At 69.5% G+C, this 25,180-nt stretch carries 9 protein-coding genes; 8 read left to right on the top strand and 1 reads right to left on the bottom strand.

The genetic code is table 11. The features are described 5' to 3' along the window. Positions 1–279 precede the first annotated feature (279 nt). The 5 genes from AAG816_RS16950 (at position 280) to AAG816_RS16930 (ending at position 21,285) form a co-directional block, all read left to right on the top strand. Positions 280–1,341: a helix-turn-helix transcriptional regulator gene (locus AAG816_RS16950; protein WP_341990837.1), complete on the top strand. Its 1,062-nt coding sequence runs from the start codon at positions 280–282 to the stop codon at positions 1,339–1,341. Between the two features lie 393 nt (positions 1,342–1,734). Next, a complete protein-coding gene (locus AAG816_RS16945; protein WP_341990836.1) occupies positions 1,735–18,201 on the top strand; it encodes an autotransporter-associated beta strand repeat-containing protein in 16,467 nt (5,488 codons plus the stop codon). Between the two features lie 262 nt (positions 18,202–18,463). Continuing rightward, complete coding sequence (locus AAG816_RS16940) at positions 18,464–19,144, top strand: L,D-transpeptidase (RefSeq protein WP_341990835.1); 681 nt, start codon at positions 18,464–18,466, stop codon at positions 19,142–19,144. A gap of 62 nt (positions 19,145–19,206) precedes the next feature. Beyond that, positions 19,207–20,208 carry an amino acid ABC transporter substrate-binding protein gene (locus AAG816_RS16935; protein ID WP_341990850.1) on the top strand — a complete coding sequence of 334 codons (1,002 nt, stop codon included), beginning with the start codon at positions 19,207–19,209 and terminating at the stop codon, positions 20,206–20,208. Positions 20,209–20,394: 186 nt separating this feature from the next. After that, positions 20,395–21,285 (top strand): MBL fold metallo-hydrolase, encoded by an 891-nt coding sequence (locus AAG816_RS16930; RefSeq protein ID WP_341990834.1) that lies wholly within the window; start codon positions 20,395–20,397, stop codon positions 21,283–21,285. Between the two features lie 6 nt (positions 21,286–21,291). Here the strand turns inward: AAG816_RS16930 and cutA are convergent, their stop codons facing one another. Continuing rightward, the gene (gene cutA / locus AAG816_RS16925; protein WP_341990833.1) at positions 21,292–21,615 is read right to left on the bottom strand and encodes a divalent-cation tolerance protein CutA; all 324 of its coding nucleotides are present in this window, start codon (positions 21,613–21,615) and stop codon (positions 21,292–21,294) included. Between the two features lie 189 nt (positions 21,616–21,804). On the opposite strand from cutA, the gene AAG816_RS16920 reads away from it, so the two are divergent. The 3 genes from AAG816_RS16920 to AAG816_RS16910 are packed head-to-tail and all read left to right on the top strand — an operon-like array spanning position 21,805 to position 25,173. Further along, positions 21,805–22,587: an NAD kinase gene (locus AAG816_RS16920; RefSeq protein WP_341990832.1), complete on the top strand. Its 783-nt coding sequence runs from the start codon at positions 21,805–21,807 to the stop codon at positions 22,585–22,587. Between the two features lie 33 nt (positions 22,588–22,620). Continuing rightward, entirely contained in the window at positions 22,621–24,039 is a 1,419-nt protein-coding gene (locus AAG816_RS16915) for an MBOAT family O-acyltransferase (RefSeq protein WP_341990831.1), read from the top strand. A gap of 3 nt (positions 24,040–24,042) precedes the next feature. Further along, positions 24,043–25,173 (top strand): hypothetical protein, encoded by a 1,131-nt coding sequence (locus tag AAG816_RS16910; RefSeq protein ID WP_341990830.1) that lies wholly within the window; start codon positions 24,043–24,045, stop codon positions 25,171–25,173. The last annotated feature ends 7 nt before the right edge of the window (positions 25,174–25,180 follow it).

Below are 25,180 nucleotides of genomic sequence, written 5' to 3'. Positions count from 1 at the left end.
GTCGCGTTTTGCGGCGCGGGGAATAGCTGAGACGAATGTCGCGTTTCAGCTGACGCACGCGCAGCATTTTCGGGCGAACGGTTCTGGGGGGGAACTGGCATTGTCACCATCTGACACATATTTTTGTGCATCTCAGGCCTGTTCGCCAGGGGCGGCATTGGTCGATATCGTCCGCGTCGGCAAGGGCCCTGCCCCTTCCGGTCCGTGCCAGGCCGCAGCGGCATCGTCGCGCCATTCATCGGCTGCGTCCCGGCAGATCCTCCAGCGCTGCGCGCGCCGATGAATATCAATCTCATCTATGAAGCAGCGGTTGTTTCCGAGAAATGGCCGCTGGTGCTGGAAAGCATCGCCCAAGAAACCGGCGGTGCCTTTGCCGCTGTTCTCTCCGTGTCCCCGAGCGTCCACGTCTGCGCGGCATCGGGCGACGGCCACGCGCTATTCCAGGACAGCGTCCGCCAGGGGCTGGACTATAATGCGCGGATTGATCGCCTGCTGCGCCTGGTCCATCCTGGCTTCTTGACCGACAATGACCTGTTCGAGCCGACGGAGATGGTATCGGAGCCGCTTTATCGCGATTTCCTTTACCCGCGCGGTTACGGCTGGTTTGCGGGAACGCTGATCGAGGTGCCGCACGTGGGCACCTACGAGATCGGCATCGAGCGGCGCTACAAGGACGGCCCCATCGGCCCGGATCACATCCGATACCTCAACCGGCTGCGGCCCCACCTGACCCGCGCCGTGATGATCGCCGCGACGCTCGGCGCCAACCGCGCCGAGAAACTGCAGGACGTGTTCGAAACGCTGCAACGCCCGGCGGCCATTCTCTCCCAGTCCGGCCAGATCTGCGCGGCCAACGCCCAGTTTGTGGAAAAGAGCCGGGGGCTGTTTCAGGCGGGCACGGCGCGGGTGACCCTGCTGGACACCAAGGCCGATGCGATGCTGGCGCGGGCGCTGGCGGCCCCGCCCCGCTCCGCCGCCGAAGCTGCGCTCTCCTTGGTGGCGCGCGACTTCGAAACCCAGGAGCCGCACCTTCTGCATCTGGTGCCCATCTCAGGGGCCGCGAACGACATCTTCGCCCCGGGCAAGTTCATGCTGATGCTGACCTCCGAGAGCCGCGCCTCCCTGAGCCCGCAGACGCTCATGGACCTGTTCTCCCTCACGCCCGCCGAGGCGCGCGTCGCCAAGGGCCTGGCCGAAGGCTGGTCGGTGGAGGAGTTGTCTCAGCGCTTCGGGTCCACCAAGGGCACATTGCGCACCCAGGTGAAACGGGTTCTGGCCAAAACCGGAACGGAGCGGCAAGCCCAATTGGTGGCCCTGATCGCTCGCTTTTCCGGCTGCTAACGGCAACGCTCAAGATGACGTCCCCGATATAGGGTACAAAACGCTCGCGTATACCTAAAATTGATGAAGCAAATTTGACGCCTCTATTGAAATTACTATCCATTTTGGTAGTAATTATAGCGCCCCGCAATCCTGACCCGCATAGTTTGCCGCAAAATAAAGCGGGCGGGCTGAAACGACATGCGGGCAAGTCAAGGGCAGGGGCGGGAAGCATCCACGCGCGACACCGACCCCGGCCACGCTCAATCCGATTTTGGACGCAAGCAGGCGGCGAGATGGCCGATCCGGATCTACTTTCTTTCCTCAACGGCGCTGACCTCGGCAACGCATCGGATATTCGGCGCGCGCCGCGCCGCCGCAATGGTGACTGCGGCACTCTGGGCGAGCACGAGCGTGGCTGTGGCGCTGGACGTCACCACCCAGGCAGATTTTACCCAGGCGGTGACCGACGCAACCACGCTCGGGGCGCCCGAGACCATCAATGTCGTCAGCAATGGTACGGTCTTCACCTTCGGTAGCGTTTCGCTCCCCGGCGCCGCGTCTTCGCTGGCCATCAGCTTCACCGGCGCGCCCGTCGACATCGGGACCGCCGGCGGCGCCGCCACCGTGGTTCTGGGAGCCGGCTCGAGCCTCACCACCACCACCTCTGTGGGCACCAACAACGGCTATATCCGCATCGGCAACGGCGGCACCGGCGCCCTGACCATCGCCGGCGGGGACGTGGTGTTCGATGTCGCCACCACTGGCGGCGTGGGACGCCTGTGGGTCGGCAATTATGACGGCGCCAATGCCGGCACCGGCACCCTGACCATGACCTCGGGCGCCCTGACCTTCAATGCCGCCGGGGCGGGCTCGAACTATGGCGGGCTGGCGGTGGGCCGGGGGGCCGGCGTGGTCGGCACCTTCAACCAGAGTGGCGGAACGGTCACCGCCAACGGCACCCTGTCCATGGACATCGGCACCGTTGGCGGCACGGGCACCTATCATCTCACTGGCGACTCGGTCTTCACCACCACGCCCGGCAACACCACCAACACCACCTATGTGGGCTCGCGCACCGGCACCAACGGCAGCAGTAGCGGCCTGCTGCAATTCTCCGACAATGCGGCCTTCACCTATAATGGTGCCCAGATCTACGTGGGCGATGCGCTTTCCACCGGCACCATCACCCAGGACGGCGCCGGCACGCTGGTGACCATCGCGGTGACCAATCCGTTCCGGCTGGGCGCCAATGTGGGCAACAGCGGCGGCGCCAATGGCGGCGGCACCGGCACCTACAATCTGTCCGCCGGCACGCTATCCATCTCCGGCAACAGCCTGGTGGTGGGCGATGCGGCGGGCGGCACCGGGGCCTTCAACATCAGCGGCGGAACCGCCACCTTGGCCAACGGCCTGTCGGTCGCAAGCCTCGCCGGCAGCACCGGCACCGTCACCCAGACCGGTGGCACCCTGACCACCTCGTCCCTCGCCTTCGGTTCCGGCACCGGGACCTACCAGCTTTCCGGCGGCACGCTCGCCCTTGCCGGCTCCACGCTGTCCGGCGGCGCCGACGACACCTTCGCATTCGCCGGCGGCACCCTGAAGGTCGCCAGCGGCACCCTCACCACGGCGACGACATTCCTGACCACGCTGGCCGCGAGCACCACCTCCACCGTCGATACCAACGGACTTGCCGCCACCTGGAGTTCGGTCATCTCCGGCACTGGCGTTCTGGCCAAGGCCGGCGCCGGCACATTGACGCTGGCGGGGGCCAATACGTTCAGCGGCGGCGTCACCCTCCAAGGCGGAACGCTCGGGCTCTCCAACGCGGCGGGACTGGGCAGCGGCACCTTGAGCGTGAGCGCCGATGCGGCCCTGCTGTTCAACGGCGCCTACAGCGTCAGCAATGCCCTTTCCCTCGCCGCCGGCACCACCACCACCCTGAACACGGGCAGCAATGCGGACACCCTCTCCGGCATCGTCTCCGGCGCCGGCGGCGTGCTGAAGACGGGCAGCGGCACGCTCACCCTCTCCGGGGCCAACACCTATGCCGGCGGCACGCAGATTGGGGCCGGCACGCTGAAAGCCGGCGTCTCCAGCACGCTGTCGGCCAATTCCGTCATCACCCTGGACGCCGGGGCGACGCTGGACCTGACCAACACCACGCAATCCATCGCCAATCTGTCGGCGGCGGCCGGAACCGTGGTGATCGGCACCGGCACGCTCGCCTTCGGCCGCGACAATGGCGACAGCGCCCTCTCCGGCACCACCATCACCGCCTCTGGCGGCAACGGCTCGTTCGACAAGGCGGGCACCGGCACGCTGGCGCTTTCCGGCGTCACCATGGGCACGGGCGAGTTCCACATTGTCGGCGGCACCATCACCCAAGGCGCGGGGGCCGCCACCAATCTCATCAAGTATTTCGCCGTCGGCTCCGGCGGCGGCGCCAACGGCACGCTGAACATTTCCGGCGGCACCCTGGATATTCGCGATCCGGGCGGCAGCACCAGTTCCTCACTGCAGGTGGGCGACTGGGGCGGCACCGGCGTGCTGAACCAGACCGGCGGCGCCATCGCCGTCACAAACTCCTCGTTCAATGTGGGCAACCAGGGCGGTACCGGCACCTACAATCTCTCCGGCGGCACGCTGACGCTCAATTCCGGCCTCTACAATGTCGGCCGCAACACCGTCGGCCAGCCGGCCAGCACCGGCACCATCAACATCTCCGGCGGCCTGCTGGATGTTGCCAGCGGCAACCTCATCCTCGGCAATCGCGCCGCCGGCGGCACGCCGCCCGCGGCCTCCGGCTCCGGCACCATCAACCAGACCGGCGGGACCTTGCGCGTGCAGAGCGGCGGAACCCTGTCGCTCTCCTCGCTCGGCAACGGGGCCTATACGCTGAGCGGTGGCACGCTGGAGGCCGGCGGCAGTTCGGTGGTGGGATCGTATGGCGGCGGCGCCGGCAGCGGCACCTACCTCTTCACCCTCGGCGGCGGCACCATCAAGGTGATCGGCTCCACACTGACGGCGGCCTTGAAGGCCACCCTCCAGGCCGGCACCACATCGACCCTCGACACCAACGGCCTCGGCGCCACCTGGAGCGATGTGCTCTCCGGCAGCGGTGCGCTGTCGAAGGTGGGCGCGGGGACGCTCACCCTGAGCGCCGCCAACACCTTCAGCGGTGGCATCGCCTTGGCGGGAGGCGCTATCGCCCTCGGCAATGCCGCCGGCCTTGGCACCGGCGCGCTCACCGTCAGCGGCAGTTCCGGCCTGAGTTTCTCCGGCGCTTACACCGTGGCCAATGCACTGGCGCTCCAGAGCGGGGTAACCCTCAGCCTCGACACCGCCGCCTTCGCGGACACCCTCAGCGGCGTCATTTCGGGGAGCGGCGCACTTGCCAAGGCGGGAAGCGGCACCCTCACCCTCTCCGGCGCCAACAGCTATGCGGGCGGCACCACGCTGAGCGCGGGAACACTGACGCTGGCCACGGACACCGCGCTGGGCACCGGGGCGCTCCAGGTGACGGGCACGGCCACCCTTGCCTTCAGCGGCGACCGCTCCATCGCCAATGCCGCGACCCTCGCGAGCGGCACCACCACCACCTTCGCCACCGGGAGCACGCTGGCCCGCTGGAGCGGCGTGATCTCCGGCGCCGGCGCTCTGCTCAAGACCGGCAGCGGCACGTTGACCCTCGCCGCGGCCAACAGCTTTTCCGGCGGCACCACGCTGAGCGCGGGAACCCTCAGCCTGGGCGATGCCGCGGCCCTGGGCACCGGCGGGCTCACGGTCAACGCCTCCGCCAGCCTCGGCTTCGGTGGCGCCTATACCATCGCCAATGCGCTGAGCCTCAGCTCAGGAGCGACATTGGCCGTGAACACCGGCGCCTTCGCTGAGACCCTTTCCGGGACCATTTCCGGCAGCGGCGCCCTGTCCAAGTCCGGCACGGGAGCCTTGACCCTCGCCGTTGCCAATACCTACAGCGGCGGCACCACCCTCGGCGGCGGCAGTCTGATCCTGGCGCATGCGGCGGCGCTCGGCACCGGCGCGCTCACCATCTCCGCCAGCGGCACGGTGGGATTTGCGGGCGCCTATACGGTTGCCAATACGATCGCCCTGGGCAGCGGCGCGGTGGCCACGCTGGACACGGCGGGCAACGACGTGCAGCTCAATGGCGTCATCTCCGGCAGTGGCACTTTGGCCAAGGCCGGCAGCGGCACGCTGACCCTTGCCGCCACTGAAACCTATAGCGGCGGCACCACGCTGTCCGGCGGCACGCTGCGCATGGCCAGCGCCACCGCTTTGGGCAGCGGCACCGTCAGCTTCCTGGCGGATTCCACCCTGGCCTTCGGGGCGGCCTTCACCCGCTCCAATGCGCTCAGCCTCGCCAGCGGCGTCATTGCCACCCTCGACACCGGAACCTTCAACGACACCTTGAGCGGCGGGATCTCGGGCGCTGGCAGCCTGACCAAGCAGGGCAGCGGCACCCTCACCCTCGGCGCGATCAACAGCTATAGCGGCGCCACCCGCGTGGCCCAGGGCACCCTGGCGGCGAGCACCTCCGGGGCGATTTCGCAATTCTCGGCGATTGCGCTGGAGGCGGGCACGACGCTCAATGTGTCCAATACCCAGCAATCCCTGGCGGCGCTGAACGCCAACGGCGCCACCATCACCATCGGCGCCGGCCTCATCGGCTTCGGCACCGACAACAGCAATCTGACGCTCACCGACACCACCTTCAACGGCACCGGCGCCTACGGCAAGGTCGGCACCGGCAGCCTGACGCTGTCTGGGGTCCTGGTGGATTCCGGCGAGTTCCACATCGTCTCCGGCGCCCTGATCCAGGCCGCGGGCTCGAGCACCAACACCATCAAATATCTGTCGCTGGGCTCGGGCAGCACCGGCAATTCCACCTTCAGCATCGCCGGCGGCGCGCTGGTGATCCAGGAGCCCGGCGGCTCGGATGATGCCTCCATACAGGTGGGCGATTTCGGCGGCACCGGCGCCGTCCAACAGACCGCGGGCACGGTGACCCTCAACAATGCCGGCCTCAACCTCGGCAACCAGGGCGGCACCGGCAGCTACACCCTCTCCGGCGGCAGCCTCACCTTGAACTCCGGCATCATCCAGGTGGGTCGCAACACCGGGAGCAACGCCGCCGGATCCGGTACCCTGACCGTATCGGGGGGGCTCATCGACGTAGCCTCCGGCTACATCGCGCTGGGCAACCGCTATGTGGGCGGCACCGCGCCCGCCACCTCCGCGACCGGAACCTTGACGCAGACCGGGGGCACCGTGCGGGTGCGGGCGGGCGCATCGCTCTATCTCTCCTCCTTGGGCAATGGCACCTACAATCTGAACGGCGGCACGCTGGAGATCGGCGGCACCTCGCTGCAACCGGCCTATGGCGGTGTGAATGCCACCGGCACCTATGCGCTGAACCTCGGCGGCGGCACGCTCCAGGTGATCGGGTCCGCACTCACCTCCAGCGCGCGGGCGACCCTGGCGGACGGCACCAGTTCGACCCTGGATACCAATGGGCTTGGCGCCACCTGGAGCGGCATCCTCTCTGGCACCGGCGCCCTGGCCAAGAGCGGCGCGGGCACCCTGACCCTGTCGGCGGCCAACACCTTCAGCGGCGGCATCACCTTGTCCCAGGGCACCTTGGCCCTGTCCAATGCCGGGGCGCTGGGCCTCGGCGCCCTGACCATCGCGGCGGACGGCACCGTGGCCGTGAACGGGGCCTATAGCCTCGGCAATGACCTGGTGCTGAGCAGCGGCGCCACGGGCACGATCGCCACCGGCGCCTTCGCCACCACGCTGAGCGGCACGCTCTCCGGCGCGGGCGCGTTGGCCAAGACCGGAAGCGGCACGCTCACATTGGCGGCGGCCAACAGCTATTCCGGCGGCACCACGCTGTCGGCGGGCACGCTTGCGCTGGGCCATGCGGCGGCCCTGGGCACCGGCACGCTCGGCTTCGCCGGCTCGGGAACACTGGCGTTCGGCGGCGCCTACATGGTCCAGAACGCGATGGATCTGGGTGCCGGCACCAGCGCCACCCTCGCCACCGGGGCGTTCGACGTGACGCTGGCCGGCGTCATCTCCGGCACCGGCGCCGTGGTGAAATCCGGGTCGGGCGCGCTGACTTTGGCCGGGGCGAACAGCTATTCCGGCGGCACCAGCCTCTCCGGCAGCACGCTGGTGCTGGCCAATGCCACCGCCCTCGGCAGCGGCGCGCTGGCGATCCTGGGCAATGCCACCGTGCGCTTCGCGGCGGCCTACGGCGTCAGCAACGCCCTGACCCTGGCCACCGGCGCCACCGCAACCCTCGACACCAACGGCTTTGACGCCGAACTGAGTGGCGCCCTGTCTGGCACCGGCGCTCTCTCCAAGGTCGGAGCCGGACGCCTGACCCTGTCCGGCGCCAACAGCTATGCCGGCGGCACCACGCTGTCCGGCGGCAACCTGTCCCTCGGCAATGCCGCGGCACTCGGCTCCGGCGCCCTGGCGGTGACGACCGACGCCACCATCGGCTTCGGCGGCGCCTATACGGTGCAGAACGCCCTCAGCCTTTCGGCAAATGTTCAGGCCAGCCTCGACACCAATGGCCAGGACATCAACTGGGCCGGAACGATTTCCGGCGCCGGCACGCTGGGCAAAGGCGGGCTCGGCACGCTCACCTTGAGCGCGGCGAACAGCTATAGCGGCGGCACCAATCTGGCATCGGGCACCCTGGTCCTCGGCCAGGCCGGCGCCTTGGGCACGGGCGCACTGGCGGTCAGCGGTTCCGCAGGGCTCGGCTTCGGATTCGATGGCACCGTGGCCAATGCCATCAGCCTCGCCGCCACCGCCACCCTGGATACGGGCGCCCATGCGGTCACGCTCAGCGGCGCGCTGTCCGGCAGCGGCGGCATCGCTAAGGCCGGCAGCGGGACGCTGACGCTGAGCCAGGCCAACAGCTTTTCCGGCGGCACGCAGTTGCAGGCCGGCACCATCGCGCTCGCGAATGCCGCCGCCCTCGGCACCGGCGGGGTCAGCTTCACCGGCAGCGCCGGGCTCAGCTTCGGCGGCGCCTATACGCTGGGCAACACCATGGCTTTGGCGAGCGGCGCCACCGCCACCCTGGACACCGGCGCCTATGGCGTCACCTTGGCGGGCACCCTCAGCGGCGACGGCGCTTTGGCCAAGACCGGCGCCGGCACCCTCACCCTGTCCGGCGCCAACAGTTTTACCGGCGGCACCACGCTGGCGGGCGGGACTCTGGCAGTGAGCAACAGCTCAGCGCTCGGCACCGGCGCGCTCACCTTCGCCCAGAGCGGAACCCTGGCGGTGGGCGGCGCCTTCAGCATCGGCAATGCCATGACCCTGGCCAGCGGCGCCACCGGCACCGTGGAGACCGGCGCCTATGCGGTGACGCTGGCGGGACCCCTCAGCGGCGGCGGCACCTTGGCCAAGACCGGCGCCGGCACGCTGACCCTCTCCGGCGCCAACAGCTTCTCCGGCGGCACCACCTTGTCCGGCGGCACGCTGGTGGTGGGCAGCGCCGGCGCCCTGGGCAGCGGCGCCGTGACCTTTGCCAGCTCCGGCACCCTGGCCTTCGCCGGCGCCTATGGCATCGCCAACGCCATCACTTTGGCGGCCGGCGCCACCGGCACCCTGGACACCGGCGCCAACGCCGTGACCCTGTTGGGCCTGCTGACCGGCGGCGGCACCCTGGCGAAAGCGGGCAGCGGCACCCTCACCCTCTCGGGGGCCAACAGCTACACCGGCGGCACCACGCTGGCCGGCGGCACCCTGGCCGCGGGCAATGCCGGCGCGCTCGGGTCCGGCGGGCTCACCTTCACCAGCAGCGGCACCCTGGCGGTGGGCGGCGATTTCTCCCTCGCCAACGCCATTACGCTCGCCACCGGCGCCACCGGCACGCTGGATACGGGCACCCACGCGGTGACCCTCGCGGGAGCACTCAGCGGCGATGGCACCTTGGCCAAGGCCGGCAGCGGCACGCTGACCCTCTCCGGCGCCAACAGCTATACCGGCGGCACCACGCTCAACGGCGGCACCCTGGCGCTGGGCAATGCATCGGCGCTAGGCACTGGCGGCCTCGCCGTGACCGGAACGAGCACCGTCAGCTTCGGCGGAGGCTTCAGCCTCGCCAATGCCCTCACCCTCTCCGCCGGGGCGATGGGAACGCTGGATACCGGGGCCTATGGCGTCACGCTGACGGGCGCGCTCTCGGGCGATGGCGCTTTGGCCAAGGCCGGCAGCGGCACCCTCACTTTGTCCGGCGCCAACAGCTTCTCCGGCGGCACCACGCTCTCGGGCGGCACCCTGGCGCTGGCCAGCGCAACGGCATTGGGCACGGGGACAATCAGCGTCGCCCAGAGCGGAACCCTGGCGTTCGGCGGCGCCTACAGCCTCGCCAATGCCCTCACCCTGGCAGCCGGGGCCACGGCGAGCCTGGATCTCGGCGCCCATGCGGTCACGCTGGCCGGGCTGGTGAGCGGAGATGGCGCCGTGGCCAAGACCGGCAGCGGCACGCTCACCCTGACCGGCGCCAACAGCTACAGCGGCGGCACCACGCTCTCCGGCGGCACCTTGATGCTGGGGAGCGCCACGGCGCTGGGCAGCGGGGCGCTGACCATCGCCAGCAACAGCACCCTGGCATTCGGCGGCAGCTACAGCCTGGCCAATGCGGTCGCGCTGGCGAGCGGCATGACCGCGTCGGTGGACACCGGCGGCCAAGCGGTCGCGCTCACCGGCACGCTCTCGGGCGATGGCGCGCTGACCAAGACCGGCGCCGGCACCCTGACCCTGTCCGGCACCAACAGCTTTACCGGCGGCACCACCTTGGCCAGCGGCACGCTCGCCCTCGGCAGCGCCGACGCGCTCGGAAGTGGCGGGCTCACGGTGGCCGGCACCGCAACGCTGGCGTTCGACGGCGCCTATCAGGTCGCCAATGCGCTGACCCTCGCGGCCGGCACGACGGCCACCTTGAACACCAACGGCAACGCGGTGGGCCTGGGCGGCATCATCTCCGGCACCGGCGCCATCGCCAAGACCGGGGCCGGCACCCTGACCCTGTCCGGCGCCAACAGCTACACCGGCGGCACCACGCTCTCCGGCGGCACGCTCGCTTTGGCCAATGCCGGTGCGCTGGGCTCCGGCGCGCTCAACTTCGCCACCAGCGCCACCCTGGCGTTCAACGGCGATTTCAGCCTTGCCAATGCCATCTCTTTGTCCGCCGGCATCACCGGCACCCTGGATACCGGAGCCTTCGGGGCCACCCTCGCCGGCTCGCTCACCGGCGATGGCGCCTTGGCCAAGACCGGCAGCGGCACGCTGACCCTCGCCGGCGCCAACAGCTTCACCGGCGGCACCACGCTCTCCGGCGGCACCCTGATGCTGGGGAGCGCCTCCGCCTTGGGCAGTGGCGCCCTCACCTTCGCGCAGAGCGGAACCCTGGGGTTCGCCGGCGCCTATAGCCTCGCCAACGCCATCACCCTGGCATCCGGCGCCACCGCGAACCTCAATCTCGGCAGCCATGCGGTCACCTTGGCCGGAACGCTCAGCGGCGACGGCGCCTTGGTCAAATCCGGCAGCGGCACCCTCACCCTGTCCGGTGCCAACAGCTTCACCGGCGGCACCACGCTGGCCGGCGGAACCGTGCAGATGGACAGCGCCACCGCGCTGGGCAGCGGCGCGCTGACCTTCGCCCAAACCGGAACCCTCGCCTTCGGCGGCGGCTTCAGCCTCGCCAATGCCATGACCCTCGCCAGCGGCGCCGTCGGCACACTGGACACCGGCGGCAATGCAGTCACCGTGTCCGGCAGCATCACCGGCAGCGGCGCCTTGGCCAAGACCGGCAGCGGCACGCTGACCGTGTCGGGCGCGAATACCTTCTCCGGCGGCACCACGCTCGCGGGCGGAACCCTGGCGCTGGGCAATGCCGATGCACTGGGCACGGGCGCGCTCACCGTCGCCACCAGCGGGACGCTGGCGTTCGGCGGCGCCTATAGCATCGGCAATGCCATGACCTTGGCGAGCGGCGCCACCGCCACCCTGGATACCGGCGCCTATGGCGTCACCCTGGCGGGCACGCTCAGCGGCGACGGCGCTTTGGCCAAGACCGGCGCCGGCACCCTCACCCTCTCCGGCACCAACAGCTACACCGGTGGCACCACGCTGGCGGGCGGGACGCTGGCACTGAGCAGCAGCTCAGCGCTCGGCACCGGCGCGCTCACCTTCGCCCAGAGCGGAACCCTGGCGGTGGGCGGCGCCTTCAGCATCGGCAATGCCATGACCCTGGCCAGCGGCGCCACCGGCACGGTGGAGACCGGCGCCAATGCGGTGACGCTGGCAGGAACCGTCAGCGGTGGCGGCACCTTGGCCAAGACCGGGTCCGGCACGCTGACCCTGTCCGGTTCCAACAGCTTCTCCGGCGGCACCACCTTGTCCGGCGGCACGCTGGTGGTGGGCAGCGCTGGCGCCCTGGGCAGCGGCGCCCTCACCTTTGCCGGCTCCGGCACCCTCGGGTTTGCCGGCGCTTATGGCGTGGCCAATGCCATCACTTTGGCGACCGGCACCACCGGCACCCTGGACACCGGCGCCAATGCGGTGACCGTGTCGGGCGCCCTCAGCGGCGACGGCACCTTGGCGAAAGCGGGCAGCGGAACCCTCACCCTGTCCGGCACCAACAGCTACACCGGCGGCACCACGCTGGCCGGCGGCACCCTGGCCTTGGGCAATGCCGGCGCCCTGGGCAGCGGCGCCCTCACCTTCACCAGCAATGGCACCCTCGCCGTGGGCGGCGACTTCAGCCTCGCCAATGCCATCTCGCTCGCCACCGGCGCCACCGGCACGCTGGATACGGGCGCCCATGCGGTCACCCTGGCGGGGGCGCTCAGCGGCGACGGCGCCCTGGCCAAGAACGGCAGCGGCACGCTGACCCTCTCCGGCGCCAACAGCTATACCGGCGGCACCACGTTGGCCGGCGGCACCCTGGCATTGGGCAATGCCGCGGCGCTGGGCACCGGCGCTCTCGCCGTGACCGGCACGAGCACCGTCAGCTTCGGCGGCGCCTATCAATGGGCCAATGCGGTCACCGTCGCCGGTGGCGCCACCGCCACCTTCGATACCGACGCCTATGCGGTGGTGATCAACGGCGTGATCTCCGGCAGCGGCGGCATCGCCAAGAGCGGCAATGGCACGCTGACCCTCGCGGGCACCAACACCTTCTCCGGCGGCACCATCATCAGCGGCGGGGCGCTGGTGCTGGCCAATGGCTCGGCCCTGGGCACCGGCGGGCTGACCTTCCTGACCGACACCACGTTCCAGCTCGACGGCACCTTCGCCTTCGCCAATGCCATCACCCTTGGCACCGGCACCACCGTGACCTTCGACACCGCGGGCAACACCGCCACGGTGGCGGGCGTGGTGGGCGGGGCCGGCGGGCTGACCAAGACCGGAACCGGCACCCTGGCCCTGGCCGCGGCCAACACCTATAGCGGCGCCACCACCATCACCCAGGGCACGGTGCGCACCGATGTGGCGGGCGCCCTCGCCGCTTCCACCACCGTGAGCATTGCCGGCGGCGCCACCCTGGACCTGGCCGGCCACGACCAGACCGTGGCCGCTCTGTCCGGCGCCGGCGACGTGAGCCTCGGCAGCGGGCGGCTCGCCACCGGCGGCAACAACACCAGCACCACGTTCGCCGGCACCCTTTCGGGAACGGGGGGCCTCGACAAGACCGGCACCGGCACCCTCACCCTGTCCGGCAGCAACAGCTATTCCGGCGGCACCCGCCTCTCCGCCGGCGCCCTCGCGCTGGGCAATGACCATGCGCTCGGCAGCGGCACGGTGGATGTGCTGGGATCCGCCGCTCTGCTGTTCGGCACCGACATGAGCCTGGCCAATGCCCTCACCGTCCAGAGCGGCGCGGTGGCGACGCTGGATACCGGCGCGAACGCGGTGACGCTGGCCGGCACCGTCAGCGGCGCGGGCGGGCTGGCGAAGGCGGGCACCGGCAGCCTCATCTTGTCGGGCGCCAACAGTTATGCGGGCGGCACGCAGCTCGGCGCCGGAACATTGGTGGTGGGCAATGATGCGGCGCTGGGCAGCGGCACGCTCGCCATCAGCGCCAACGCGAGCCTTGGCTTCGTGCAGACACCGGCCGCGACCTACAGCCTGGCCAATGGGGTCGCTTTGGCGGCGGGGGCATCGGCCACCGTGGACACCGGCAGCGCGGCCGTCGCGCTGAACGGCGCCATCAGCGGCGCGGGCGCCCTGGTGAAATCCGGCAGCGGCACCCTGACCCTCGGCGGCAGCAACAGCTATGCCGGCGGCACCACCCTCACCGGCGGCACTCTGGCGGTAGCCGGCCCCACGGCCCTAGGCACCGGCGGGCTGACCTTCGGCGCCAGCGCCACCTTGGCCTTCCGCAGCGCCTATGACTTCGGCACCGCCGTCGCGGTGGCAAACGGCGCCATCGGTACCGTGGACACCGCCGGCTTCGATGTCACCCTCTCCGGTGGCGTGTCCGGCGATGGTGGGCTCGCCAAATCCGGGCTCGGCACCCTCACCCTCGGCGGGGTGAACACTTATAGCGGCGGCACCTCGCTGTCGGGGGGCACGCTGGCGGTGGCCGGATCGTCCGCCTTGGGCAGCGGCGGGCTCGCCTTCCTCGGTACCAGCACCCTGGCCTTCACCGGCGCCGCCAGCGTGGGCGGCGCCATTGCCCTGGCCGGCGGCGTCACCGGCACCGTGGACACCGCCGCCCACACCGTCAGCCTCGACGGAGACATCTCCGGCGCTGGCCAGTTGGCCAAGGCGGGCAGCGGCACGCTGACATTGTCCGGAGCCAACAGCTATTCCGGCGGCACCAGCCTCGCGGCGGGAACGCTGGTGGTGGCCCATGCCGATGCGCTCGGCACCGGCGCCGTGGATGTGACCGGCACCGCCGCGCTGCGGTTCGACGGCAGTTATAGCCTGGCCAACACCTTCGCCCTTGCCTCCGGGGTGGCATTCACCTTCGACACCGCCGCTTATGCCGCCACCCTCGCCGGCACCCTCTCCGGGAGCGGCATGCTGGTGAAGGCCGGCGACGGCGCGCTGACGCTGGCCGCCGCCAACAGCTATTCCGGCGGCACCCTGCTCACCGGCGGCGAACTGATCGTCACCCATGCCGCCGGCCTCGGCACCGGCGCCATCACCGTCCAGGGCACGGCGGAGCTGGACTATACGGTGGCCGCAACCCTCACCAACACGCTGGCCGTGGCGGCCGGCGGCACCGCCGTGCTCGATACCCACACCGAAACGCTGGTTCTGGCCGGCGTCATCTCCGGCGACGGCGGCATCTCGAAGATCGGGGCCGGGGTGGTCGCGCTCGCCGCCGTCAACACCTATGCGGGCACGACCGTCATCGACGAGGGCACCTTGCGCACCGACGTTGCCGGGGCGCTGCCCTCGGGCGGTGCGGTGCGGATCGCCAGCGGCGCCACGCTGGACCTGTCCGGCTGGAACCAGTCCATCGCCAGCCTGGACGGCAGCGGGGCGGTGACGCTGGGCAGCGCCGCCCTGAGCGTGGGCGCGGACACCGGCAGCAGCACCTTTGCCGGCCTGCTCTCCGGCAGCGGCAGCCTCGCCAAGGTGGGGGCAAGCACGTTCACTTTGGCCGGGGCCAACAGCTATACCGGTGGCACCAGCCTGTCCGGCGGCACCCTGGCGATTGGCGACGCGGGCGCGCTTGGCTCCGGTGCGCTCACTTTCCTCGGCAGCGGGACGCTGGCCTTTGGCGGCGCCTTCACCCTCGCCAATGCGGTGGAGCTGGCGACAGGAGCCGAAGCGACCTTCGACACCGCGGGCTTCGATGCCACCATCAGCGGCGTGATCAGCGGCACCGGCGCCCTGGCAAAATCCGGCACCGGAACGCTCACCCTCGCGACGGCCAACACCTACTCCGGCGGCACCGTGCTCACCGGCGGCGAACTCATCGTCACCAATGCCGCGGGGCTGGGCACAGGGCCGGTGTCGGTGCGCGGCTCGGCGGAGCTGGACTATACGGTGGCGGCCACCCTGACCAATCCGATCGCGGTGAGCAGCGGCGCCATTGCCATTCTCGACACCCATACCGAGACCCTGGTGCTGGCGGGCGTGATCTCGGGTGCCGGCGGCGTGGCGAAGATCGGGCCGGGGGCGGTGGAACTGGCGGCGGTGAATACCTTCACCGGCCCCACCACCGTGACCGAGGGCACCTTGCGCACCACGGTGACCGGCGCCCTGCCCGCCGCCAGCGCGGTGGAGGTGGCCGCGGGGGCGACCCTCGACCTGGACAGCACGGCGCAGACCATCGGCTCGCTGGCCGGCGCCGGGCAGGTGCTCCTGGGCAGCGCGTCGCTGGTGACCGGGGCGGACAACAGCTCCACCACCTTCTCAGGCGTGCTGGTGGGAACCGGCGGCCTGACCAAGACCGGCAGCGGCACCTTCACCGTGTCCAGCACCAACACCTATAGCGGCGACACCGCGCTCGCCGGCGGCACCCTCACCGTGGGGGCCGACGGCGCCCTCGGCACCGGCGGGCTCACGGTGCTCAGCGGCGCGACCCTGGGCTTTGCCGGCGCCTACAGCCTCGCCAACACCATCGCGCTGGCCGCCGATGCCAGCAGCACCATCGACACCTCCAGCTATCCCATCACGCTCTCGGGCGTGATCTCCGGCAGCGGCAGCATCAGCAAGACCGGCAGCGGCACGCTCACCCTCTCCGGCGCCAACAGCTACACCGGCGGCACCAGCCTGGATGGGGGAAGCCTGGTGATGGCCAACGCCAGCGCGCTCGGCACCGGGGCCCTGGCATTCCTGAGCAATTCCGAACTCTCGCTGCTGGGCGCCTATACGCTGGCCAATCCCATCTCGCTGGCCGCGGGCAGCACCGGCACCATCCAGACCACCGCCGCCGGGGCCACCTTGAACGGCATCCTCTCCGGTGCCGGCGGCCTCACCAAGACCGGCGACGGAACCCTCGCGCTGGGAGCGGCCAACAGCTTCACCGGCGCCACCACCATCAGCGGCGGCACGCTGCGCACCGACGTTGCCGGCGCCCTGTCCTCCGCCACCAGCGTCAGCATCGGCGCCGGCGCCACCTTGGATCTGGCCAGCCACGCCCAGTCCATCGGCGCGCTGTCCGGAAGCGGGGCCGTGACGCTGGGCACCGCCACCCTCTCCACCGGCGCGAACAATGCGGGCAGCACGTTTTCCGGCGTCATTTCGGGCAGCGGCGGCCTGACCAAGACCGGCAGCGGCGAATTCATCCTCGACGGCGTCTCGACCTACAGCGGGCCGACGACCGTGAGCAGCGGCGCCCTCATCGTCGGCAATGCTGCGGGCAGCAGCGCCTCCATCGCCAATTCGCAGGTGGCGGTGGCCAGCGGCGCGCTGCTGGGCGGCCATGGCACCGTGGGCTCGGTGACCCTGGCGTCCGGGGCGGAACTCTCGCCCGGCCATTCCATCGGCACCTTGACCATCCAGGGCAATCTACGCCTCGGCACGGGCTCCACCTCCACGCTGGAGATCGACCCGGTGCGCAGCGATGTGGTGAACGTCAGCGGCACGGCGATCCTCGCCGGCCTGCTCCAGATCAACTCCCAGGCCGGATACAGCGTCAACTACACCTATACCTTCCTCACCGCCGGCACTCTGGTGGGCGTGTTCGACCGCGTCACCACGGACCTCACCTTCCTGACGCCCAATGTGAGCTATGTGGACAATCAGGCCCGCCTGGTTCTAGCGCCCAACGAAATCCCGTTCGCCAGCGTCGCGGTGACTGCCAACCAGGCGGCGGCGGCCAATGGCACGCAATCGCTGGGCTACGGCAACGTGATCTATAACGACATCCTCTCGCTCAATGCGGCGCAGGCGGACGTGGCCTTCGACCAATTGTCGGGCGAGATCCACCCCAGCGCCGCAGGCATGTTCCTGGCCGACAGCCGCTTCCTGCGCGAGGCGACCCTGGCCCGCGCCCGGCTGCCCGATGCCATCACCCCCCAGCCCGGCGCCGCGGACGCCGGCACCGGCATCGGCTGGGCGCAGGCCTTCGGCTCCTGGGGCTCGGTGGATGGAACGGCCAATGCCGGCGCCATCAGCCGCACCGTCGCCGGGGTGTTCGCCGGCCTGGACGGGCACATCGGCGATCTCTGGCGGGTGGGATTTGCCACCGGCTACAGCTCCACCGACTTCGACGTGAACGCCCGCACCTCATCCGGCTCCAGCGATGATTATCATGTGGCGCTGTACGGCGGCACGCGCCTCGGGCCGGTGGATCTGCGGCTGGGGGCGGCCTTCACCTGGCATGACATCTCCACCAGCCGCTCGGTGTTCTTCACCGGCTTCACCGGCCTGGCGCGGGCCGACGCCAGCGCGCAGGCGGCGCAGATCTATGGCGAACTGGGCCTGCCGCTTCCGGTCGGTCCGGCGATCCTGGAGCCGTTCGCCAATGCCGCTTATGTCAAATTGCATGTGAACGGCTTCTCGGAGAACGGCAGTGCCGCCGCCCTCACCGCCCAGGCGCAGGATGACGCTGTGGTCTACACCACCCTGGGGCTGCGCGGCGCGCTGCCGTTCCAGATCGGCGCGCTCGCGGCGCAGGCGCGGGCATCCGCCGGCTGGCAGCATGCGTTCGGCGACACCGCCCCATCCACCGTGTTCAGCTTCGCCAGCGGCAGCACGCCGTTTGCCATCCAGGGCGCGCCCATGGCCACCGACGCGCTGCTGCTGGATGTGTCCCTGGACATGGCCCTTACCCCGCAGAGCAGCCTGAGCCTGGCCTATAACGGGATGGTGGCGGGGAATGCCTATGACAATGCGTTCAAGGGTACCTTCCTGCTGAAGTTCTAGACGCCTCATCGCGGCGGGCCATCGCCAGATTTCCAGACCTTGCCGCTGCGGTCCGTCTTTTTCGCTTTTCCTTACGGCGCCGCTCGGCTATCCGAGAATCGGTACGTGCGTCCCACCGGGCGCCGTACCCAAGGACGCTTGTGGGAGGATGCGGCACAGGCACACCCCGGGGCCGGGCAAGATCCGGTCGTGGGATGTTAACCATGTTCCGCTATGCTCCTCCCGACGTTCCGCGGGGGCGGGGAGAAGTGAGGTCGGCATCATGACATCGACATTCAGAATTATCGCGCTGGCAGCGGTGTTGCAGATGGGCACGATGGCGCTCGGCAGCGCCGCCATGGCCCAATCCTTCGGCACCCGCGCCCCGGTCCCCAACGCTTCCGTTCCCGGCGGGACGGTGCCCCCGCGCGGCACCCCCGGGGCCACGCTGGACATCGGCGACCAGCCCGGCCTGGTGCCGACGCCGGAAGACGAAGCCCAGCTGGATCCGGCCTATCGCCGCCAGCCGGTCTATTTCCGCACCACGGAAGCGCCCGGCACCATCATCATCTCCACCTCGGATCGCTATCTCTATCTGGTGGAAGGCAACAACCGCGCCCTGCGCTACGGCATCGGCGTCGGCCGCGACGGCTTCCAGTGGCAGGGGCTGGAGAAGGTCACCCGCAAGTCGGAATGGCCGGATTGGACGCCCCCCGCCGAGATGATCCAGCGCCAGCCCTATCTGCCGCGCTTCATGGCCGGCGGCCCCGGCAATCCCATGGGTGCCCGCGCGCTCTATCTGGGCGGCACGGTCTATCGCATCCACGGCACCAACCAGCCCGACACCATCGGCTACGCCATCTCCTCCGGCTGCTTCCGGCTGGTGAACAGCGACGTCATCGACCTGTACAACCGCGTGCCCGTGGGCACCAAGGTCATCATCCGCCAGGCCGTCACCCTGTGACCGGCGCCATCTCCTTCCTCTCCGGGGCACTTCCCATGACGGCACGCTTTGGCACCAAGAGCATGTGGGCCCTCCTGGCGGGGGCCATGCTGGCCCTCGGCACCCAGGGTGCCGACGCCCAGACCCTCAAGGCGGTGAAAGACCGCGGCACGCTGAATTGCGGCGTCAGCCAGGGCATTCCCGGCTTCTCCGCCAATGACGGCGGCAAGTGGAGCGGCTTCGACGTGGACTTCTGCCGCGCCGTGGCCGCCGCCGTCCTGAACGATCCGGCCAAGGTGACCTTCGTGCCGCTGAACGCCGAAGAGCGGTTCACCGGCCTCCAGAGCGGCAAGGTGGACATCCTCTCGCGCAACTCCACCTGGACCCTGGAGCGGGAAACCACCTACAAGCTGCTGTTCGGGCCGATCACTTATTATGACGGCCAGGGCTTCATGGTGCGGGGCGCCCGCAACCTGACCTCGGCGCTGGAACTGGACGGCGCCAAGGTCTGCGTGCAGGCCGGCACCACGGCGGCGAGCTACGCCACCGACTATTTCAAGGCCAACAACATGAAGGTGGAGCTGATCACGCTCCCCACCGTTCAGGAATTGGTCAAGGCCTATGAGGATGGCCGCTGCGACACCCTCACCACCGACGTGTCGCAGCTCTATGCGCTGCGCACGGGTCTGGCCAAGCCGGTCGACCATATCGTGCTGCCGGACGTGATCACCAAGGAGCCGCTCGGCCCGGTGGTGCGCCAGGGCGACGACGAATGGTTCAACGTGGTGAAGTGGACCCATTTCGTCATGCTGAACGGCGAAGAGCTGGGCGTGTCGTCGCTGTCGCTGCCCGACGCGCTGAAGTCGGAAAAGCCGGACGTGAAGCGCCTCGTGGGCAATGACGGCGATTTCGGCACGCCGCTGGGCCTCACCAAGGACTTCGCGGTGCGCATCATCCGCGCCGTGGGCAATTATGGCGAAGTGTTCGAGCGCAATGTGGGCACCGGCTCCAAGCTGGCGATCCCGCGCGGGGTCAACCAGCTCTGGAGCGCCGGCGGCATCCAGTACGCCCCGCCGGTGCGCTGAACACGCACTGCCCTCAAGACGAAGCTGCCCGCCCGCGCGGGCAGCTTTTTTTTATGCCCTCACGGCCCTGTGACCGCCCGGCCTCCGCCGGTTCGCTAAAGGGCTCAGGCAAGGGGCGGCGCCAGACATCGGAACCGGCGCGCCTTGCCTTTCACCGTCCGCCGAACGCAGGAACGGAACATCTCCATGGCTTCCTCTCTCCCCCCGCTTGCGCCCACCGCCTATCGCTACGGCGTCGGCGATGTGACGGTGACCGCCATTCCCGATGGCAGCCGCACCATGCCCCTGCCGGACGGCTTCGTGCGCAATGCGCCCCGTGACGCGGTGAATGCGGCGCTGAAGGCGGCGTTTCTGCCGGAAGACCAGCTGACGATCTATTTCAACCCGGTGCTGCTGGAGATCGCCGGCCGGCGGATCCTGGTGGATACCGGCTACGGCCCGCAGCCCGGCCCCTCGCCCGTGGGCCAGTTGCAGGGCACGCTCGGCGCCATCGGCATCGAGGCCGGTGACATTGATACGGTGGTGATCTCCCACTTCCACGGCGATCACATCAACGGCCTGCTGGGGCCGGACGGCGCCGCCGCCTTCCCCAACGCCGAAGTGCTGGTGCCCGAACACGAATGGGCGTTCTGGACCGACGCCGGCAACGCCAGCCGCGCCCCCGAAGGGCAGAAGGCGGCGTTTGCCAATGTGGCGCGGGTCTTCGATGCGGTGGCCGAGCGGGTGTTCCGCTTCAACTGGGAGCAGGAGATCGCCCCCGGCCTCGTCGCCATCGGCACCCCGGGCCACACGCCGGGCCACACCTCCTTCATGCTGGAGTCCGGCAAGGACCAGCTGTTCATCCAGTCAGACCTGACCAACACCCCGTTCCTGTTCGCCCGCAATCCGGGCTGGCACGCCATGTTCGACATGGACCCGGCCCTGGCGGAAGAGAGCCGCCGGCGCATGCTGGCGCGGGTGGCGGCGGAACGCCTGCTGGTGGCGGGCTTCCACTATCCCTTCCCCGGCGCCGCCCATCTGGAGGCCGATGGCGACGGCTACCGCTTCGTGCCGGTGCCCTGGACCCGGATCGACTGAGCCCGCTCAGGCGCGGGGCGTCGTCTCCGCGCCGACCCAGGCCAGGAATGCGGGGTGGGTGCCCTCCACCGGCAGGATGAACACCGCCGGCACGTCGTAGGGATGGCCGGCGCGCACCGCCTCCACCACCTGATCCGCCAGGGCCGCCGTGGTCTTCAGCAGCAGCACCACCTCGTCGGCCCGCTCCACCTTGTCCTCCCAGCGGTAGATGGAGACCATGGCGGGCAGGATGTTGCCGCAGGCCACCAGCCGCGCCGCCACCAGTTCCCGGGCGGCGGCCTCCGCCAGGGCCAGGCTGGGATAGGTGGCATAGACGAGTTTCAGGTCCATGGCGGGTTCCGGACGGGGTTGCGATCGCGCACAGTGGCCTAGCACGGCGCCCGTGTCGCCGGCCCATGACCCGCTCGTGACGTGCCGCGGCACCGGCCCGCCTCGACAATCGGTGCCCCGACCGATAGACGGAAGCGGTGGCGCGCCTCGGCGCCGCTGAGCAAGGGGCCGCCCAGCGCGACCGTCCGCATGAGTGAAATCCCACGACGTATCGAGCGGATCGCCTTCGTCGCCAGCCAGACCCGCGAGGCGGAAGCCGCGCGCGCCCGGCTGATCCAGCGCTATGGGGCGGTGGATGAGGACGCGGCCGACGTCATCGTCGCCCTCGGCGGCGACGGCCTCATGCTCCAGACCCTGCATCGCTTCCGTGACCAGGGCGTGCCGATCTACGGCATGCACCGCGGCTCGGTGGGGTTCCTCATGAACACCTTCCGCGAGGACGATTTGCGCGAGCGCATCGCGGCGGCCAGCCATGTGGTGATCCATCCCTTGATGATGGAAGCGGTGGACGCCCATGGGGAGCGCTTCAGCGCGCCGGCCATCAATGAAGTCTCGCTGCTGCGCCAGACCTATCAGGCGGCGAAGCTGCGCATCTCCATCGACGGCAAGGTGCGGCTGGAGGAACTGATCTGCGACGGCATGCTGGTGGCGACCCCCGCCGGCTCCACCGCCTACAATCTCTCCGCCCATGGGCCGATCATGCCGCTGGGCACCGCTTTGCTGGCACTGACGCCCATTTCGCCGTTCCGCCCGCGCCGCTGGCGCGGCGCCTTGATCCCGGATCGGGCGACCATCCATGTCACCGTGCTGGAGGCCGACAAGCGGCCGGTGAGCGCGGTGGCGGACCACCAGGAAGTGCGCGACATCGTGGAAGTGTCGGCGCGGTTGGACAACACGTCATCCATCGACATGCTGTTCGATCCCGACCATGGCCTCGACGAGCGCATCCTGCGTGAACAATTCATCTATTGAGCGCCCTGCGCGACCAGAGCAAATGAACGAATAATGATCTTTTCGTCGGTCACGTTCCTTTATTACTTCCTCCCGGCATTCCTGATTTGCTATTTCGCGACACCAACCGTGCGCGCGAAGAACTTCGTCCTGCTGGCCTTCTCGCTGGTGTTCTACGCCTGGGGCGGGCTGGCGAATTTGCTCATCCTGGGCATTTCCATGGTGGGCAATTACGGCCTCGCGCTGTTCATCGATGCCCGCTCGCCCCGCTGGCGCCTGCGGGCGCTGGGGCTGGCGATCACCATCAACATCGCCGGGCTGGTGGTGTTCAAATATGCCGGCTTCCTGGCGGAAAACCTCAACGCCGTCATCGCCCCGCTGGGGCTTGCGGTGCCGGTGGTGCATTTGCCGCTGCCTTTGGGCATCTCCTTCTTCACCTTCCACGCCATCTCCTATCTGGTGGACGTCTATCGCAGCCGGGTCCGCGCCAATCGGCGGCTGGAGGAGATTGCGGTCTACATCACCATGTTCCCGCAATTGGTGGCGGGGCCAATCGTGCGCTATTCCACCATCGCCCACCGCATCCGGGCGCGGCGCACCACGCCGGGGCGCATTTCCGCCGGGCTGCGCATCTTCGTCATCGGCCTGTCCTGGAAGGTGCTGATCGCCGACGAAGTGGCGCCTCTGGCCTCGGTGGTGTTCGACCAGACCGCCGCGCCGGGCTTCTTTGCCGCCTGGATTGGCGTGCTGGCCTATGCGCTGCAGATCTATTTCGACTTCGGCGGCTATTCCAACATGGCCATCGGCCTGGCGCTGGCCATGGGGCTGAAGTTCCCGCGCAACTTCCGCATGCCTTACGGGTCGCGCTCCATCACCGATTTCTGGCGCCGCTGGCACATGAGCTTGTCCAGCTGGTTCCGGGACTATGTCTACATCCCGCTCGGCGGCAACCGGCACGGCCATCTCCACACCGCCCTCAATCTGTGGACCGTCTTCCTCTTGTGCGGCCTGTGGCATGGGGCCAGCTGGACCTTCGTGATCTGGGGCGCCCATCACGGCGCCTTCCTGGTGCTGGAGCGCACCGCATTCGGGCGCGCGCTGGCCCGCGCGCCCCGCGTGGTAGCCAATGGCTATACGCTGCTGGTGGTGCTCACCGGCTGGGTGTGGTTCCGCGCCAATGATCTCGACCAGGCCCATGGCCTGTTTGCCGGCCTTGCGGGCCTGAACGGCTTCGGCACCTTCTCGCCCGGCCTGTTGCAGGCGCTGCAGCCGCTCACCATCACCATGATGATCCTGGGCTGGCCCTTGGCCATGTTCGGCTTGCCGCTGCCGCCGCGCGGGCTGGTGAGCGACCGCCTCCGGCTGAAGGCCTATGCGTGGGGCGACAGCGTGGCGGTGCTGGCGCTGTTTGTGCTGTGCGTGATCACCGTGGGCGCGGCGGCCTACAGCCCGTTCCTCTATTTCAGGTTCTGACGGATGCCGCTGCTGCTCGCCTATCGCCGCTGGTGGTGCCTGGTCTTCCTCGGCCTGCTGCTGCTGCCCACCATCGGCCTGTTCACCCCCGACATGCCGGCCCCGCTGCGGGCGGCGCGGGCGGTGCCTCCTGTGTGGTGGGAGCGGGCCACGGAACGGCTCGACCCCTATATCAACAACAATTACGGCCTGCGCGGGGTGTTCATGGCCGCCCATGCCGCCTATGGTCGGGCGATGAAATCCACCCGCGAGCGCCCGGTGCTGGTGGGGCAGGATGGCCAGCTGTTCTATACCGGCGAGGGGGCGCTGGATCAGTCCCTCGGCCGCCTGTTCCGCACCGGGCAGATGGACATGCTGGTGCGCGTGACCGAGCGCATGCGCCAGGAGCTGGATAAAGCCGGCATCCGCTTCGGGGTGGTCTCGCCCCCCAACGCCCAGAGCGTGATCGGCGACCTGATGCCCGAATGGGCGCAGGCCGAGCAGCGCCACCCCACCGAATACGACTTTGCCGCCAAGAGCCTGACCGCGAACGGCATCTCGTTCGTGGATCTGCGCCCGATCCTGAAAGAGGCCCGCGCCGGTGGCCCGGTCTATCAGAAGACCGACACCCACTGGAATTCGCGCGGCGCGGTTCTGGGCTTCAACGCCGCCATGCGCGCGGTGGGACGCGACGACCTCCAGATCGATCCCGCCGCCGCCCTGGGCGCGCCCGTGGCCAAGGAAACCGGGGATCTGGCCCGCTATCTGGGCGAGAGCAGCGACACCGGCGACACCGACCTGGCCCTCAAGGGGCCGATGATCGTGCCGGCGGACCTCAAGCCCATCACCGGCCTGTTCCCGCCCCCCGTCCCCGGCGATCCGTTCGATTCCTACGCCTTCGAGACCGGCCACCCCGGCCCGCGCATCCTGATCATCGGCGATTCGTTCTCGCAGCGCTTCTGGCCCGGCCTGCTGGCGGCGCGCTCCAGCGCCTTCGCCTGGACCCACCACCGCAACTGCCGGTTCGACTGGGGCATCATCGGGCGGTTCAAGCCGGATCTGGTGGTCTATGCCCCGGTGGAACGCGGGCTGCCGTGCGTCGGCACGCCGGCGGGCCTTTCGGTGCCGCCGGCGGACAAGGCCAAGGCCTCCTGACGCCGCC

Origin of the sequence: Azorhizobium sp. AG788 (assembly GCF_943371865.1) — a bacterium.
Taxonomy (GTDB): domain Bacteria; phylum Pseudomonadota; class Alphaproteobacteria; order Rhizobiales; family Xanthobacteraceae; genus Azorhizobium.
This window is presented reverse-complemented; position numbering and strand designations above follow the sequence as displayed.

Coding starts and splice junctions, on each gene's coding strand:
- AAG816_RS16950 (WP_341990837.1), top strand. CDS start 280: ATGAATATCAATCTCATCTATGAAGCAGCGGTTGTTTCCGAGAAATGG.
- AAG816_RS16940 (WP_341990835.1), top strand. CDS start 18,464: ATGACATCGACATTCAGAATTATCGCGCTGGCAGCGGTGTTGCAGATG.
- AAG816_RS16935 (WP_341990850.1), top strand. CDS start 19,207: ATGTGGGCCCTCCTGGCGGGGGCCATGCTGGCCCTCGGCACCCAGGGT.
- AAG816_RS16930 (WP_341990834.1), top strand. CDS start 20,395: ATGGCTTCCTCTCTCCCCCCGCTTGCGCCCACCGCCTATCGCTACGGC.
- cutA (WP_341990833.1), bottom strand. CDS start 21,615: ATGGACCTGAAACTCGTCTATGCCACCTATCCCAGCCTGGCCCTGGCG.
- AAG816_RS16920 (WP_341990832.1), top strand. CDS start 21,805: ATGAGTGAAATCCCACGACGTATCGAGCGGATCGCCTTCGTCGCCAGC.
- AAG816_RS16915 (WP_341990831.1), top strand. CDS start 22,621: ATGATCTTTTCGTCGGTCACGTTCCTTTATTACTTCCTCCCGGCATTC.
- AAG816_RS16910 (WP_341990830.1), top strand. CDS start 24,043: ATGCCGCTGCTGCTCGCCTATCGCCGCTGGTGGTGCCTGGTCTTCCTC.